A 14,179-nucleotide genomic window follows, 5' to 3' on the forward strand; every position below is an offset into this window, starting at 1 on the left:
GGCCTCCTCTTCCAACCCTGAAAGAAAGGCCTGCATCATGAAATCTCTCTCCCTGACCCAGATCATCGCCGTCGGCTCCTTCGCCATGCTCGCAGCAGCCGGCGCCAAGGCTGAAAGCTACGAGGGCGTGCAGCCCGCCGTGTCGGCCAAGAGCCGCGCCGACGTCAGCGCCGAAGCCGTGAGCACTGCATCGGCACCCAACCAGAACGTGGTGCGCGGTTCGCGCGGCGCCGAGACCATGGCCGTGTCGACCGAGCGCGGTCGCATCGTCGCCGAAGCCGTGCGCGCCACCGCTGCGCCCGACCAGAACGTGTCGGCCAGCTCGCGCGTGAACAGCCAGGTCATCTCGACGATGCAGAACCCCGTCGACGCGCGCGCCTCGGCTGCCAACGCCAAGAGCAGCCGCCTGTAAGCCGCCTGGTTCGCCTCCACGCGCGTCGCAATAAAACGAAACACGCCGCAACCGCAGCGAGAGGACTTGGCCCGGTGCAGATCGCACCATGGAGCTTCCTCCTCACAGACAACACAAGGAATCACCATGAAGTACTGGATCAAACGAACTCTCTTCGGTTTTGCGGGCGCCGCGATGGTTGCCGGCAGCATCGCCGGCTGTGCCGGTCAACGGCACGGCTGGGGCGGTGGCGACAGCGCCGAGTTCCGCGCGAAGATGATCGAGCGCGTGGGCAGCAAGCTCGAACTCGACGCCAACCAGAAGCAGAAGCTTACCGTGCTGGCCGAGAAGCTGCAGGCGCAGCGCGAAGCGATGCGTGGCGCCGGCGGCTCGGGCGATCCGCGCTCGCAGTTCAAGGCGCTGTTCGCGGGCAACAAGCTCGACCAGGCTGGCGCCACGCGCCTGGTCGAAGAGAAGACCGCCGCAGTGCGCAACGGCAGCCCCGAGATCATTGCCGCAGCCGCCGACTTCTACGACAACCTGAATGCCGCGCAGCAGCAGAAGGTGCGCGACTTCATGGACCGAGGTGGGCGCCGCTGGAGCCATCGTGGATAGGCTCCACTCAACCCCAGGCTTCGCGCACTTCGTGTCGCTTCGCCTTCCCCCTCTCCGGGGGCGACAGCAGTGGACCGGCGAAGCCGGCTCCACCGTATCTCCCGAACAGGCAGCGGCAGCCGGCGGGGTGCGTGCGCTGCTGCGGGTCGAAGGCGCGGTGGTGCTCGGCGTGGCACTCGCTGCCTATGCCCAGTTCGGCGTGGGCTGGGGCGTGTTCGCGCTCTGGCTCCTCGCGCCCGATCTCTCGCTGCTGGGCTACCTCGCGGGGCCGCGCGTGGGGGCGGCTCTTTACAACGCGGCGCATTCGTACGTCGGTCCGGTGCTGCTGCTGGCGCTCGGCGTGCTTGCGGCCATGCCGTGGGCGGTGGCCGGCAGCCTGATCTGGCTGGTCCACATCGGCTTCGATCGCGCGCTCGGCTACGGGCTCAAGTACGCGGCGGGCTTTGCCGCCACGCACCTGGGCCGCATCGGAAAGGCCGATCCATGGTGAGCGAACGCGGCACAGTCCCCGTCATGCGCCCGCAGGCCGCGCGCGCATGGATGTTGACCGAGGCGCTCGCGCTCGGCCTCGCATCGATGGTGCACGCCGGCCGCATCGTGCCGGGCTATGCGCATGGGCACGCCCGCATCGCCGAAGCGGTGATCGCCACCGTGCTGGTGCTCGCCACGGTCGAGACCTGGCTGCGCCCAGAGGACGCGCGCCGCGCCGCCATCTTCGGCCAGGGCTTCGCGTTGCTGGGCACGCTGGTCGGGCTCGGCACCATCGTGGCGGGCATCGGTCCGCGCACCGTGCCCGACGTGGTCTACCACGCGCTTTTGCTCTCACTCCTCGTGACGGGCCTGACCTGGGCGGTGCGATGCCGGCAGGTTTGATGGTCAGCGAGGTCATCCGCCATTTCCTTGCCAGGAGGCACAATCCCGCCATGCCGCGCATCCTGCTGATCGACGACGACGAACACCTCGCCGCGCCGCTGACCACCTACTTCGCACGCTTCGGCTGCACGCTCGAGAGCGCCGTGCGCCCGAGCGAAGGCCTCGCCAAGCTGCGCGCCGGCACCTACGACGCGGCCATCCTCGACGTCATGCTGCCCGAGATGGACGGCTTCGCGCTGTGCCGCGAGATCCGCAAGGAAAGCGACATTCCCATCGTCATGCTCACTGCCCGCGGCGAAGTGATGGACCGCGTGGTCGGCCTCGAACTCGGCGCCGACGACTACGTGCCCAAGCCCTTCGAGCCGCGCGAGCTGGTGGCGCGCGTGCAGACCATCCTGCGCCGCCAGCGCAGCGTGCCGCAGGCGGTGATCAACGGCACGCAGCACCGCGTGTTCGACGGCCTGTCGATCGACCTCGACCGGCGCCAGGTGCTGCGCCATGGCGAGCGCGTGGAGCTCACGGGCACCGAGTTCGAACTGCTGGCGCTGCTGGCCGCCGAACCCGGCAAGGTGTTCAGCCGCGACGACATCCTCAACCGCCTGCGCGGTCACGAGGCCGAGCTCTACACCCGCGCGGTCGACATCGTGGTGAGCCGCCTGCGCAAGAAGCTCGAGCCGCTGGACTGCATCAAGACGCTGCGCAACGCCGGCTATGCGCTTGCCGTGGCACGCAGCGAGCCTGCATGAGCGCAGCGCCGGGCCGCCCCAAGCAAGCTCGCACCGCAGCGCGAAGCGCGAAGGTATTTCAATGAGTCTCGGCCGTCGGGAATCCCGCAGGATGAGGTGGCGCGGCGAGGAGTGCCGCGACGAGCAATCGCGCGAGGACTGGCATGCGAAGTGGCATGCGCGCTGGAACGAGAAGGTGCAGGGCAAACGCCGCTGGCGCCGCTCGCTGCGTGTGCGGCTGGTGCTGATGTTCGTGGTGCTGGCCATGGTGATGGCGGCGGTGTTCATGGGCGGCATGAAGAAGGCCTTTTCCACCGGCTGGGCCGAAGCCGCCAAGCCGATGCTGACCGACTACGCCGACCGCCTGGTCTCGGAGATCGGCACGCCGCCTGACGTGGCGCGCGCACAGGCGCTGGTGGCCCGGCTGCCCATCACCATCCGCATCGTCGGCCCCAAGGTCAACTGGGATTCCAACCCTGGCGGCGCGAACAGCCCCGGTGGCTGGATGCACGACCGCGAAGACGTGTTCGGCGGCGACAAGTGGTTCATCCGCCCCACTGCAGACGGCCACCGCGTGATCTTCGGCTGGGCGCCCAAGCTCTGGCAACTGGCGCCGCGTGCCACCGGCTGGGCCACGCTCGGCGTGCTGCTGTCGTGCGTGCTGCTGGGCTATGCCTACGTGAGCCGGTTGCTGCGGCCGTTGATCGACATTCGCGAAGGCGCGCAGCGCTTCGGCCGTGGCGAGTTCACGCAGCCCATTCCGGTGCGCCGCAACGACGACCTCGGCGACCTTGCCGAACGCATCAACACCATGGCCGACGACATCCAGGCCATGCTCGACGCCAAGCGCGGTCTGCTGCTCGCCCTGAGCCACGAACTGCGCTCGCCGCTCACGCGTGCCCGGCTCAATGCCGAGCTGCTGCCGATCACGCCCGAAGGCCAGGCCGAGCGCGAGGCGCTGCTGCGCGACCTCAACGAGATGCGCGACCTCATCAGCGACCTGCTCGAAAGCGAACGCCTCGCGAGCCCGCACGTGGCGCTGCAGCGCGAACCGGTCGACCTTGCGGCGCTGATCCGCGAGATCGTGGCCGAGATGCCCGGTGCGCAGAACGTGCACCTCGACCTGGCCGAAGGCCTGCCGCCCCATGCCGTCGACCGCATGCGCATCCGCCTGCTGGTGCGCAACCTGCTGGACAACGCCCTGCGCTACAGCGCCGACGCGCCGCGGCCGCCGTGCGTGTCGCTGCGCGCGGTGCTCGACGGCAGGAAGCAGGGCATCGAGATCGAGGTGCGCGACCACGGCCCTGGCGTGGACGACGAACAGCTCGAACGGCTGACCGAGCCCTTCTACCGCACCGACGGCGCACGGGCGCGCGCCACCGGCGGCGTCGGCCTCGGCATGTACCTGTGCCGGCTGATCGCCGAGGCGCACGGCGGCGAGCTGACGGTGCGCAACGCCGGGCCGGGGCTGCAGATCATCGTCAGGCTGGCCTGAGGCAAGGCGGCCCGGCGGGCGCTGTCACCTGCGCTACCAGCCCGCCCGCAGGCCACGGCTACGATGCGCCTCCGTGCCAGCGTCCGGCATTCAAGGTCAAGGAGACACCATGAGCAGCTCACTCACCAACCACCAGGTTCGCCTCGCCAAACGCCCCGAGGGCACGGCCACCCGCGAAAACTGGAAATTCACCACCGAGCCCGTCGGCGAGCCGGCCGAGGGCGGCGTGCTGGTCAAGACGCTGTCGCTGTCGCTCGACCCCGCCATGCGCGGCTGGCTCAACGACGCCAAGAGCTACATCCCGCCCGTGGGCATCGACGAAGTGATGCGCGCCGGCGGCGTCGGCCGCGTCATTGCCTCCAAGAACCCGCAGTTCGCGGTGGGCGACACCGTATACGGCACGCTGGGCGTGCAGGAATACATCCTGATCCCCGAGGACCAGGTCAAGCGCAACGGCCTGGTCAAGATCGACCTGCGCGTGGGCACCATCACCCAGTGGCTCAACGTGCTGGGCATGCCCGGCATGACCGGCTACTTCGGCCTGATGGACGTGGGCATGCCCAAGGCCGGCGAGACGGTGGTGGTTTCCGGCGCGGCCGGCGCCGTGGGCCAGACCGTGGGCCAGCTGGCCAAGATCAAGGGCTGCCGCGTGGTCGGCATCGCCGGCGGCGCCGCCAAGTGCGACTGGGTGGTGAAGGAGCTGGGCTTCGACGCCTGCATCGACTACAAGGCCGGCGCAGGCGCGGTGCGCGAAGGCCTCAAGACCCACTGCCCGAAGGGCGTGGACATCTACTTCGACAACGTCGGCGGCGAGATCCTCGACATGGTGCTGGCGCGGCTCGCGCGCAAGGCCCGCATCATCATCTGCGGCGCCATCAGCCAGTACAACAACGCCAACAGCATGCCCGCGGCCGGCCCCAAGAACTACCTGAGCCTGCTGGTGAACCGCGCGCGCATGGAAGGCATCGTGGTGTTCGACTACGCCGACCGCTATCACATCGCCATCGCCGAGATGGCCGGCTACCTGAAAGACGGGCGCATGAAGAGCAAGGAAGACATCGTGAAGGGCCTGGACACCTTCCCCGAGTCGCTCAACAAGCTCTTTGCCGGAGAAAACTTCGGCAAGCTGGTGCTGCAGGTGGCGCAAGCCTGAAAAAGAAGCAAAAGGCGCTTCTTCAGCTTTCGTCGGGCCGCATGGGAATGTCGCCCATCGCCTCGTCTTCGCGAAGGCCCCTCGCGGCCTTCAGCAGTTCGATCGACATGCCGTCGCCATGGCCTGCAAAACCCCTGGCGATGCCTTCAAGCACTGTCGACAGGCCGGTGTCGCCGTCGCCGCGCGCGTCCATGCTGATGTTGAGCACCCGGGCCGCCATCTGGCGGTAGGTGACGGCGCCCGCGCCCTCCAGCGCGGCCACCAGGTCGAGGTACAGCGCCAGGTTCAGGTCGAACACCAGCTTGGGCGTGATCTCGAAATCCCTGTTCTTGTCGTCCATGTGGGTTGGCTCCTTTATTCCTGAGCCTCCACTCTAGCCAGAAAAGAAGACGCCGAGCCGTCGGATACAGCCTGATTCTGCGCAAGTCAGCGCGCGCGCGTGCCCATGACCGCCGCCGAGACGATGAGCCAGGCCGCCACGGCGATGGTCCAGGTGAGCGGCCGGCCGGTGACGAGCAGCAGCAGCGCGGTCGAGCCCAGCGGCGTGAGGTAGCTCAGGATGCCGATCTGCCGCGCGTCGCCGCGCTTGAGCGCGATGTCCCACACGAAGAAAGCCGCGCCCAGCGGGCCGAGGCCGCAGAGCACGAGCAGCAGCCAGTCCCGGCCCGACAGCGCCACCGAGGGCTCGAGCACGGCGTGGCAGGCCAGCGAGAGCACACCCGAGACCAGCCCGAACAGGCCGATCGCCGAGGTCGGGAAGGCCGCCACGCGCTTCGTCCAGAGCGAATAGCTCGCCCAGACGAAGGCCGAGCCCAGCGCCGGCACGAAGCCCCAGTACTCCTGCGCCCCCGTTGCCGCCGCGCCGCCGCTGCGCGCGCCGAGGATCGCGATCGCTGCGCCCGCGAACCCCAGCAGGGCAGCCACCACGTGCAGCGGCCGCAGCGACATGCCCGGCAGCAGCACCGGCGCCAGCACCACCATCAGCAGCGGCCACAGGTAGTTGACGAGGTTGGCTTCGACCGGCGGCGCATGCCGCAGCGCGATGAACAGCAGGAAGTGAAAGCCGAACAGCCCGTAGATGCCCAGCGCCAGCGTGCGCGGCGGCACCCGCCAGGCCGAGCGGTCGCGCAGCACCAGCGGCCAGCTCGGCACGCTGCCGACGATCAGCGCAAGGCCGGTCAGGAGAAAAGGCGACAGATGCGACAGCGCAGTGCCGAGCGAGGCGAGCGTGGCCCAGAGCGCGATGGCCAGCAGGGCGTAGACGGTGGACGACATGGGCGGCAAGCCTAAGCGACGCGGTCGTCGCGCAATGACGGTCCGTCGTCGCGCAACGACGGTCTTGCGCCGGGGAAGGCGCAGTCAGCGGCGCAGTGCGGCTGTCAGCGCCGATGGCGACCGGTAGCCCGTGCGGCGTGCCGCCTCAGCCACGCTCATGCCGCCCAGCCGCAGCTCACGCGCATGCGCCAGCCGCAGCGAGCGCAGCCAGTGCATCGCGCTCACGCCCTGCTCGTCGCGGCAGCGCTGCGCGAACTGGCTCGGGCTCAGGCAGGCGACATCGGCCAGGTCGGCCACGCTCAACGGCTCGTGCCAGCGGGCCCGGGCCCAGTCGGCGAGCAGGGGCCAGTCGATACGACGTCGGCGCGAATCGGCAGATGCCGGCGCCGGGCTCCAGGCCTCCAGCAACAGCGCGGGGCCGTGCTGCAAGGCCAGGGCCGAGGCCTGCGGCTGCTTCATGCATTGCGCCAGGTAGCGCGCCAGCGCGTGCAGTTGCGGCGCGTCGGGCGGTGCGCGCTCGGCGCAGCGGGCCCATGCCGGTTGCGTGGTGTCGAGCACCAGGCACAGGCTGCCGTGCTTGCGCGCGCTGAAGTCGTGCCGGTCGCCCGGGGCGACCACCTGCGCCTCGCCCACGCCGATGCCGGCGCCCCGGCCTTCCACTTCGATCTCCAGCACGCCGTCGAGGCCGATCAGCACCTGGAAGTGGTCGTGCGCATGGCTGCCATGCGAGTGGCCGTAGTCGCGCAGGGCGAGTTCATGGTGGGGCGACGGGGAGGAACCGAGGACAGGCATGGGCTGTCATGGATTGTCCGCGCAGCGCCCCGGCAATGCCACAGGAAGCATCAGCTTCCGTCGACGTCCTGCAGCGCCTGCCCGTTGACCCGCACCGCTTCGACCACGCGCCCCTGGCCCGTCGCCAGCGGCTGTGAGCGGCCCTCGGCCCGCACCTTGTCGCCGACCTTCAGCGCCAGCCGCGCGAGGCCGTCGGGCTTTGTGTGGACGAAGTCGCCGGTGTCCAGCACCACGCCGTTGGCCTGTCCGTGGCGCGCGTAGTTGAAGCGGACTACCGTGCCATCGACGCGTTCACCGGCGTCCACCTGCCGCGGCGCCTTGCCGTCGACCGAGGCCAGCCGCTCGAAGCGGTAGACCGTGTGTTCGGTTTCGCCTTTGGGCGAAGGGTCTTGTTCGATGCCCTCGATCACCAGCGCCTGGCCGGCCTGCAGGCCGGCAAACGTGGGCGCGGCGCATTCGTCGTGGCGATCGAACACGAACTGCGTGGGCACGCCGTCGGTGTCGATCAGCACGCCTTCGATGTGGCCCTTGGGGCTGTAGACCAGGTGCTGGAAACGGCCTTCGACCGACCAGACGTCGAGGGTGTCGTGAGGATGTGGCATGGAATGTCCTTTTTCGAGTGTGGTTGTGAAACGGAAAACGCGATCAACCGAGCCGCAGCAGCACCGCCGATGCCGCGCACACGATCAGGAAGGGAATGCCGATGCGATGGAACTCGCGCAACCCGTGCGGCACCTTGGCCAGCCGCAGCGCGATGAGATTGGCCAGCGAGCCCAGCACGCAGCCGAAGCCGCCCACGCTCACGCCCGCCGCCAGCGCGGGCAGGTCGTGCACGTAGCGGTCCAGCAGGATGGTGGCCGGCACGTTGCTGATGAACTGAGAGGTGGCGATGGCTGCAAGATACGCACGCCAGCCCTCGGCAATTGGCCACTGGCCCATCAGCGAAGCCACGGCCGGCAGTTCGGCCAGCTGTCGCAGGTCGACGAACATCAGCGCGATGATCGCCAGCAGCGCCCAGTCGACGCCCAGCAGCACGCGGCGCTGGAACAGCAGGTAGGCGATGAACACCGCCGCCAGGCCAGCCAGCAGCCAATGCCGGTCGAGCGCGACGACGAAGCCCACGAACAGCACGCCCGACAGCGCCAGCAGCCTCGGCTGCACCGGTGAGGCCTCGGCCGCCGGCTTGAGCGCGATGGCCGTGCGCGGCACCAGCAGCCACACGGCCACGAACAGCCAGAACAGCATGACCAGCACGGTGGGCGCCATCATCAGCATGAAGCCGCCGAAGCTTTCGCCGGTGCGGTGCCACAGATACAGGTTCTGCGGGTTGCCGATGGGCGTGAGCGCGGAGCCCGCGTTCACCGCCAGGGCCTGGAGCACCACCAGCCGCGCCAGCGGCAGGTGCGCCTGCGTGGCCAGCACGCGCGTGAGAGGTACCAGCAGGAACAGGCTCACGTCGTTGGTGACCAGTGCCGACAGCACGGCGGCCGTGGCGGTGAGCAGCAGCGCCAGTTGGCGCAGATTGGTGGTGCGCGCCAGCAGCCGCTGGGCGGCCGACTGCAGCATGCCGCTCTTTTCCACGCCCTGCGTGATGGCGAGCAGCCCGGCCAGGGCCCCCACAGTCTGCCAGTCGATCAGCTTGAGCCAGTCCATCGGCGCGCGCGGGCGCACGAAGGCGAACAGCACCGCCACCGCCACCAGCACCCAGAGCAGGCCGTTTCCGCCGCCTTCGTGGGTTGCGGGAGCGTCGGCCCCGGAAGCGGCGGACGAGGAGGAAGATGCCAGGGTCGGCACGGTGTCTTTGGTCATGGAGCGGCGGTGGTCAGTGCGGAGGCGGCCGGCGCGTTCGCCATCGAACGGCGCCGGTCGCGAGTTTCCGGCATTGCGAGCGCAAACAGCGTCAGCGCAGCGGCCGCGATGCCCGCCAGCATCACGAAGGCCGTGCCATAGCCGGCCAGGTGCGCGACCGTGCCCGCCACCAGGTTGCTGAGCGCCGCGCCAAGCCCCACGCAGGCCGCGCCGATGCCCAGCGCGAAGTTGAAGTGCCCGCTGCCGCGCGTGATGTCGCCGATCATCAGGGTCAGCATCACGCCGAAGATGCCCGCGCCGATGCCGTCCAGCACCTGCAGCGACAGCAGCGCGGCCGGGCTGTCGGCCAGCAGGTACAGCAGCCCGCGCACCGGCAGCACCGCGAAGCCGGCCAGGAAGATGGGTTTGCGCGCCAGCCGCGGCGCCCAGCGTCCGACCGCCAGGGCAATCGGAATGGTGACCAGCTGCGTGACGATCACGCCTCCCGACAGCCACAGCGTGGCCGAGGTGCCGGCCTGCGTGCCGACCTTCTGCGCCACCAGCGTGAGCATGGCGGCGTTGGCCAGGTGGAACAGGAAGGCGCAGACCAGCAGCACGATGAAGCGGCGGTCGTACCAGCGTGCGGTGGAACGCGGTGCGTCGGCCTCCTCGTGATCGGCATCGGCGCCGCGCGCCAGCCGTGGATCGACGTCGCGCTTGCGGATCAGCATGGCCGCCGCGATGGTCGGCAGCGCCATCGCCACCGCGTAGAAGAACATGGCATGCGGCCCGAACGCGTGGCCCACCCAGCCCGTGCCCAGCGCCCACAGCACCGTGCCGGCCGCTGTGATCGCGGCGTTGCGGCCGACGCGCGCATCCAGCCCGGCGCGGCCCACCATGCCCAGGCTGACAGCCGCGATGGCCGGCGCCACCAGCGTGCCCGCAGCGCCGATGAGCGACTGGCCCGCCAGGATCACGCCGTAGCCCGGCCAGTTCGCCATGACCACCAGGCACACCGCGATGAGCGAAATGGCGCCCGCGATCCAGCGCGGCTTGTGCCGCGCGCTGTCGATCAGCGCACCGGCCGGCGCCTGCACCAGCAGCCCGACCAGCGCCGAGACGAACATCACGGTGCCGATGCGCTGCGGGTCCCAGGCCAGCGTGCCGGCCATGAAGACGATCAGGAACGGGCCGACGCCGCCCTGGATGTCGGGCGCGAAGAAGGCCAGTGCGTCGAGTGCGCGCAGGCTGCGGCGCGAAGGTGCGGCGGAGGAGGTCATGGCAGGCTGGACTGGAAGATCAGGATGCCGGCATCGGGGCCGGTGGCGCCATCAGCGGCGCGTATGGCGCGGGGCTGGCGCCCCTCGGACCACGGGGACCGCCGGGGCCTCGGTGCGCAGGCACCAGCCCCGGGCCGCCGAACACCTCGCGCACCGTGTCCGCGGTCGGACCCATGCTGGTGGCCTCCAACGCCGTGCCCTGTGCGCCGCGCGTGCCCCAGCCGCGCGCATGGAACTGGGCGCCGGGCTGCAGTTGCGCGCCGTACATCGCGCCGATGTGCGGCGGAAAGCGCACGGTGGTCTTGTCCGCGAGAAGCACGCCGTGCACGTCGCCACGGTCGGTGTACAGCAGGCGATCGATGCGCCCGCCCGCCGACAGGGCAACGAGCGCGCCCGGTTCGCGCGGCGGCGGGGCCATGCCGGGCACCGGCGGCTCGTCGGTCACGCTGCGGCCGTTGGCGGCGAGCGACTGCATGCGCACCACCGGCACGCCGGGCGCGCGCCAGCCGCTGACCTGCACCGTATCGCCGGGCCTGAGTACCTGCATTACGGCGGCCGAGAGGTGCGGCGGAAAGGCGACCTGCGTGCCGTCGGCCAGCAGCAGCCCGTCGGCCTCGCCGTTCGGGTTGAGCAGCCATTGCTGCACGCGGCCGCTGGCGACCGTGCCCGCTGTCGGCACGGCGTGTGGCAGTGGCGCGGTGGCGCCGGGCCGCTGCGGGGGGATCGGTCCGCCCGGTGGTGGGGGCGGCATCTGGGCGAAGGCGGCGCTGCCGGCCAGCAGGCAGGCGGCGGCGATGAAGGTGATGCGGGGTGTCATGGTCAGCTCCTTGTGTGGATGGATGCCCAAGGACATCTCACACAACGTGCCAGCGCATGAATCCTTTTAAATCAACGACTTGCGCGTGTCCGGCAGCCGGCGTCCGCATGATCCGGAGACACCGGGTGTCCGGTTTGCGGACACCTGCGGCTCATTCGAGCCCGTACTGCGCCAGCTTGCGATACAGCAGTTGCCGGTGAATGCCCAGCCGGCGTGCCGTTTCGGCGCGGTTGCCCTGCGTCTGCGCGAGCGCGTGGGCGATCAGCAGGCGCTCGAGCTTCTCGACGGCGGCTGGCAGTTCGCCCTCGAGCCAGTCGGCGGGCAGCGTGGCGGGGGCTTCGCCGGGAGCTGCGGCACCGAGCGCGAGGTCCAGGTCCGCGCCGCCGATCACGCGGTGCCGCACCAGCGCATGGCAGCGCTCCATCACGTTGCGCAGCTCCCGCACGTTGCCCGGCCACGGGTGGCTCAGCAGCCGCTGCGCCGCCTCGGCCGACAGCGCCTTGGGCACGGCATCGGGCGCACCCTGCAAGGCGGCGCGGCGCAGGAAGTGCTCCGCCAGCGGAATGATGTCCGCCAGCCGCTCGCGCAGCGGCGGCATGCGGATCGACAGCACGTCGAGCCGGTACAGCAGGTCTTCCCGGAAGCGTCCTTCGCGCACGGCGGCGGCCAGGTCGCGGTGCGTGGCAGCGACCACGCGCACGTCGACCTTCACCGTCTTGTGGCTGCCCAGAGGCGTGACCTCGCCCTCCTGCAGCGCGCGCAATATCTTGGCCTGCACGTCCAGCGCCATGTCGCCGATCTCGTCGAGCAGCAGCACGCCGCCGTCGGCCGCGCGAAAGCACCCGGGCCGCTCGCCGGTGGCACCGGTGAAGGCGCCGCGCACGTGGCCGAAGAGCTCGCTCTCGAGCAGCTCCTTCGGAATGGCCGAGCAGTTGACGGCCACGAAAGGGCGTTCGGCGCGGGCCGAGTAGCGGTGCAGGGCGCGCGCCACCATTTCCTTGCCGGTGCCCGTCTCGCCGAGCACCAGCACCGGCATCGCGTTGGCGGCGGCCAGGCCGATGCGCTTGTGCACCTCGCGCATCGCCTGGCTCGGGCCGATCAGGTCGGTGTCGTCGTCGTCCCCGGTGTTGCTGGCGGACGGCGAGGCTGCCGTGTGCCGCTGAAGCGCGCGTTCCAGCACCTCGCGCACCGCCTCGCGGCTGATCGGCTTGGCCAGGTGGTCGAAGGCACCCAGCCGCATCGCCTCGATGGTGTTGCCCGCGCTCGAGAACGCGGTGAGCACGATCACCGGCGGCAGCCGCGCCATGCGCGCCTGCAGGGCCGCAAGCGTCTGCAGGCCATCCATGCCGGGCATGCGGTGGTCGAGGAACACGGCGTCGAAGCGCTCGCGCGACAGCGTCTCGATGGCCTCGTTGCCGCCGGCGACGGCGACCGTCTCGTGGCCCAGGCCCTGAAGCGTTTCGGCCAGCGTGTCGCGAAACGCGTCGTCGTCGTCGACGATCAGGAGGTGCGCCATGGAAGTTCCAGTTCGAAGCGGGTGCCCGGTGTCAGCGGCATGTGATGCAAGTCACCGCCGTGCGCCAGCGCCACTTCGCGCGCCAGCGCCAGGCCCAGCCCGGTGCCGTCGGCGCGGCCGGTGGCGAAGGGCTCGAACAGGCTGGCTTGCAGCGATTCGGGCACGCCGGGGCCGTCGTCGTCCACGCGGATGGCCAGCGTGTGCGCTTCGGGCGGCAGGGCCGAGAGCACGACGTGGCCGCCGCGCGGCGCATGGCGCACCGCGTTGTCGAGCAGGTTGTCGATCGCGCGCGCCAGGTGCACCGGGTCGAACACGGCGCTGGCGGGCGTGTCGTGCTGCAGCGTGACCTGCACGCCGGCGGCATCGGCCTTCGGCGCCACGGCGGCCACACGCTCGTCGAGCCAGCGGTGCAGCTCCACTTTTACCGGTGCCAGCGTCACCGGCTGCACGAGCGCAAGAAGGCTCTGCACCAGCCCGTCGAGCCGGTCGATCTGCCCGACGATCACGCGCAGTGCCTCGCCCTGCTTCTCGGGCGTGGCGGCCAGCGCGTTCTCGGCCTTCAGCCGCATGGTGGCGATGGGGTTGCGGATCTCGTGCGCGATGCCGCCCGTCATGCGGCCCAGCGCGGCCAGGCGCTGGTCGCGGCTGCGCTGCTGGGCGGCCGCGCGCAGGTGGGCGCGGGCCTCCTCGAAGCGCTGGCGGTAGTGGTTGAAGCCGTCGACGATGCGGTCGAGCTCGCGCACGCCGGTGCGAGGCAGCTCCGGCATGGCACCGCCGTCGGCATCGGCCTGCGCCAGCCGGTTTTCCAGGCGTTGCACGTGGCGCAGTCCGCGCAGCAGGATGAAGCCCAGCCACAGGCCCGAAGCCAGTACCAGCAGCAGCAACACGCCCAGCCCGGTGCGCAGGCTGTCCTGCGCAGCCAGCGCACCGCCGTTGGTGCGGGTCATGGTCCAGGCCGCCAGGTCGTTGCCCGGCGCCGCCAGCGGACAGGCCGCGACGATCAGCGCCTCGCGGCTGCCGCGCACCACGTCGGTCTGCGGCTGTTGCGTGCGGGCCGCAAGCTGCGCCATTTCGGCGATCAGCGGCTGCTCGGCGGCAGGCACGTCGCGCTTCACGCCGCTGCCTTCGTAGGTGGGGTAGGCGTAGGCCAGTTGGCCGCCGCTGGCCTGCCACACGCCGCCTTCGACGTGCGGCGCCTCGACCAGCACCAGCTGCAGCAGCACTTGCAGCAGGTCGACCTGGGGTTGTGCGGGGGCGGGCGCGGTGGCCGACCTGGCATAGCGCGCGGCGATGGCCCGGCACGACTGCTCGGTGGCCGTGCGCCCCGCCGCCACCTGCGCCCCCGCACTGCTGCGGTACAGCGTCAGCATCACCACGGCCAGCGCGGCGCACATGCCGAACAACAGCACCCAGAAGAACAGCAACTGAGCGCGCAGGGATTTCATCTGGCGCGATCCTG

General features: G+C 70.4%; 16 protein-coding genes. 7 read left to right on the top strand and 9 right to left on the bottom strand.

The features are described from left to right. Positions 1-37 precede the first annotated feature (37 nt). From ACZYSP_RS33395 to ACZYSP_RS33425, 7 genes are all read left to right on the top strand, one after another. The gene (locus tag ACZYSP_RS33395; protein WP_093057761.1) at positions 38-412 is read left to right on the top strand and encodes a DUF4148 domain-containing protein; all 375 of its coding nucleotides are present in this window, start codon (positions 38-40) and stop codon (positions 410-412) included. 126 nt (positions 413-538) lie between these two features. Next, positions 539-1,006 (top strand): Spy/CpxP family protein refolding chaperone, encoded by a 468-nt coding sequence (locus ACZYSP_RS33400; RefSeq protein ID WP_093057760.1) that lies wholly within the window; start codon positions 539-541, stop codon positions 1,004-1,006. A gap of 31 nt (positions 1,007-1,037) precedes the next feature. Beyond that, positions 1,038-1,496 carry a DUF4260 domain-containing protein gene (locus ACZYSP_RS33405; protein ID WP_489018856.1) on the top strand — a complete coding sequence of 153 codons (459 nt, stop codon included), beginning with the start codon at positions 1,038-1,040 and terminating at the stop codon, positions 1,494-1,496. Continuing rightward, complete coding sequence (locus ACZYSP_RS33410) at positions 1,490-1,879, top strand: hypothetical protein (protein ID WP_093079069.1); 390 nt, start codon at positions 1,490-1,492, stop codon at positions 1,877-1,879. The genes ACZYSP_RS33405 and ACZYSP_RS33410 overlap by 7 nt, the downstream gene beginning before the upstream one ends. Positions 1,880-1,929: 50 nt before the next feature. Then, the gene (locus ACZYSP_RS33415; RefSeq protein ID WP_176928901.1) at positions 1,930-2,625 is read left to right on the top strand and encodes a response regulator transcription factor; all 696 of its coding nucleotides are present in this window, start codon (positions 1,930-1,932) and stop codon (positions 2,623-2,625) included. Positions 2,626-2,716: 91 nt separating this feature from the next. Then, positions 2,717-4,099: a HAMP domain-containing sensor histidine kinase gene (locus tag ACZYSP_RS33420; RefSeq protein WP_093057756.1), complete on the top strand. Its 1,383-nt coding sequence runs from the start codon at positions 2,717-2,719 to the stop codon at positions 4,097-4,099. Between the two features lie 109 nt (positions 4,100-4,208). Then, a complete protein-coding gene (locus tag ACZYSP_RS33425; protein ID WP_093057755.1) occupies positions 4,209-5,252 on the top strand; it encodes an NADP-dependent oxidoreductase in 1,044 nt (347 codons plus the stop codon). A 22-nt stretch (positions 5,253-5,274) separates the two neighbouring features. On the opposite strand, the gene ACZYSP_RS33430 is transcribed toward ACZYSP_RS33425, so the two are convergent. The 9 genes from ACZYSP_RS33430 to ACZYSP_RS33470 all read right to left on the bottom strand — a co-directional run bounded on the left by ACZYSP_RS33430 (position 5,275) and on the right by ACZYSP_RS33470 (position 14,165). Next, positions 5,275-5,592 (bottom strand): hypothetical protein, encoded by a 318-nt coding sequence (locus tag ACZYSP_RS33430; RefSeq protein WP_093057754.1) that lies wholly within the window; start codon positions 5,590-5,592, stop codon positions 5,275-5,277. Positions 5,593-5,678: 86 nt separating this feature from the next. Beyond that, positions 5,679-6,527, bottom strand: coding sequence for a DMT family transporter (locus ACZYSP_RS33435; RefSeq protein ID WP_489018860.1), 849 nt, complete (start codon positions 6,525-6,527; stop codon positions 5,679-5,681). Between the two features lie 84 nt (positions 6,528-6,611). Beyond that, complete coding sequence (locus ACZYSP_RS33440; RefSeq protein WP_489018862.1) at positions 6,612-7,319, bottom strand: helix-turn-helix domain-containing protein; 708 nt, start codon at positions 7,317-7,319, stop codon at positions 6,612-6,614. A gap of 50 nt (positions 7,320-7,369) precedes the next feature. After that, positions 7,370-7,921 carry a hypothetical protein gene (locus ACZYSP_RS33445; RefSeq protein ID WP_489018864.1) on the bottom strand — a complete coding sequence of 184 codons (552 nt, stop codon included), beginning with the start codon at positions 7,919-7,921 and terminating at the stop codon, positions 7,370-7,372. Between the two features lie 43 nt (positions 7,922-7,964). Further along, the gene (locus tag ACZYSP_RS33450; RefSeq protein WP_354336789.1) at positions 7,965-9,128 is read right to left on the bottom strand and encodes an SLC13 family permease; all 1,164 of its coding nucleotides are present in this window, start codon (positions 9,126-9,128) and stop codon (positions 7,965-7,967) included. Further along, complete coding sequence (locus ACZYSP_RS33455) at positions 9,125-10,387, bottom strand: MFS transporter (RefSeq protein ID WP_093079063.1); 1,263 nt, start codon at positions 10,385-10,387, stop codon at positions 9,125-9,127. Before ACZYSP_RS33455 ends, ACZYSP_RS33450 begins: the two co-directional genes overlap by 4 nt. Positions 10,388-10,406: 19 nt before the next feature. Next, complete coding sequence (locus tag ACZYSP_RS33460) at positions 10,407-11,204, bottom strand: hypothetical protein (protein WP_354336792.1); 798 nt, start codon at positions 11,202-11,204, stop codon at positions 10,407-10,409. 151 nt (positions 11,205-11,355) lie between these two features. Continuing rightward, positions 11,356-12,720 (bottom strand): sigma-54-dependent transcriptional regulator, encoded by a 1,365-nt coding sequence (locus ACZYSP_RS33465; protein ID WP_489018867.1) that lies wholly within the window; start codon positions 12,718-12,720, stop codon positions 11,356-11,358. Next, positions 12,705-14,165, bottom strand: a complete 1,461-nt coding sequence (locus ACZYSP_RS33470) for a sensor histidine kinase (protein ID WP_489018869.1) — start codon at positions 14,163-14,165, stop codon at positions 12,705-12,707. Before ACZYSP_RS33470 ends, ACZYSP_RS33465 begins: the two co-directional genes overlap by 16 nt. Between the last annotated feature and the right edge of the window lie 14 nt (positions 14,166-14,179).

The sequence above is a fragment of the Variovorax sp. F042 genome (assembly GCF_057814215.1).

Excerpts from the sequence above, each read along its gene's own strand:
- ACZYSP_RS33425 (WP_093057755.1), top strand. The coding sequence starts at position 4,209 with ATGAGCAGCTCACTCACCAACCACCAGGTTCGCCTCGCCAAACGCCCC.
- ACZYSP_RS33455 (WP_093079063.1), bottom strand. The coding sequence starts at position 10,387 with ATGACCTCCTCCGCCGCACCTTCGCGCCGCAGCCTGCGCGCACTCGAC.
- ACZYSP_RS33400 (WP_093057760.1), top strand. The coding sequence starts at position 539 with ATGAAGTACTGGATCAAACGAACTCTCTTCGGTTTTGCGGGCGCCGCG.
- ACZYSP_RS33465 (WP_489018867.1), bottom strand. The coding sequence starts at position 12,720 with ATGGCGCACCTCCTGATCGTCGACGACGACGACGCGTTTCGCGACACG.
- ACZYSP_RS33420 (WP_093057756.1), top strand. The coding sequence starts at position 2,717 with ATGAGGTGGCGCGGCGAGGAGTGCCGCGACGAGCAATCGCGCGAGGAC.
- ACZYSP_RS33470 (WP_489018869.1), bottom strand. The coding sequence starts at position 14,165 with ATGAAATCCCTGCGCGCTCAGTTGCTGTTCTTCTGGGTGCTGTTGTTC.
- ACZYSP_RS33450 (WP_354336789.1), bottom strand. The coding sequence starts at position 9,128 with ATGACCAAAGACACCGTGCCGACCCTGGCATCTTCCTCCTCGTCCGCC.
- ACZYSP_RS33430 (WP_093057754.1), bottom strand. The coding sequence starts at position 5,592 with ATGGACGACAAGAACAGGGATTTCGAGATCACGCCCAAGCTGGTGTTC.
- ACZYSP_RS33395 (WP_093057761.1), top strand. The coding sequence starts at position 38 with ATGAAATCTCTCTCCCTGACCCAGATCATCGCCGTCGGCTCCTTCGCC.
- ACZYSP_RS33410 (WP_093079069.1), top strand. The coding sequence starts at position 1,490 with ATGGTGAGCGAACGCGGCACAGTCCCCGTCATGCGCCCGCAGGCCGCG.
- ACZYSP_RS33440 (WP_489018862.1), bottom strand. The coding sequence starts at position 7,319 with ATGCCTGTCCTCGGTTCCTCCCCGTCGCCCCACCATGAACTCGCCCTG.
- ACZYSP_RS33445 (WP_489018864.1), bottom strand. The coding sequence starts at position 7,921 with ATGCCACATCCTCACGACACCCTCGACGTCTGGTCGGTCGAAGGCCGT.
- ACZYSP_RS33415 (WP_176928901.1), top strand. The coding sequence starts at position 1,930 with ATGCCGCGCATCCTGCTGATCGACGACGACGAACACCTCGCCGCGCCG.
- ACZYSP_RS33460 (WP_354336792.1), bottom strand. The coding sequence starts at position 11,204 with ATGACACCCCGCATCACCTTCATCGCCGCCGCCTGCCTGCTGGCCGGC.
- ACZYSP_RS33435 (WP_489018860.1), bottom strand. The coding sequence starts at position 6,527 with ATGTCGTCCACCGTCTACGCCCTGCTGGCCATCGCGCTCTGGGCCACG.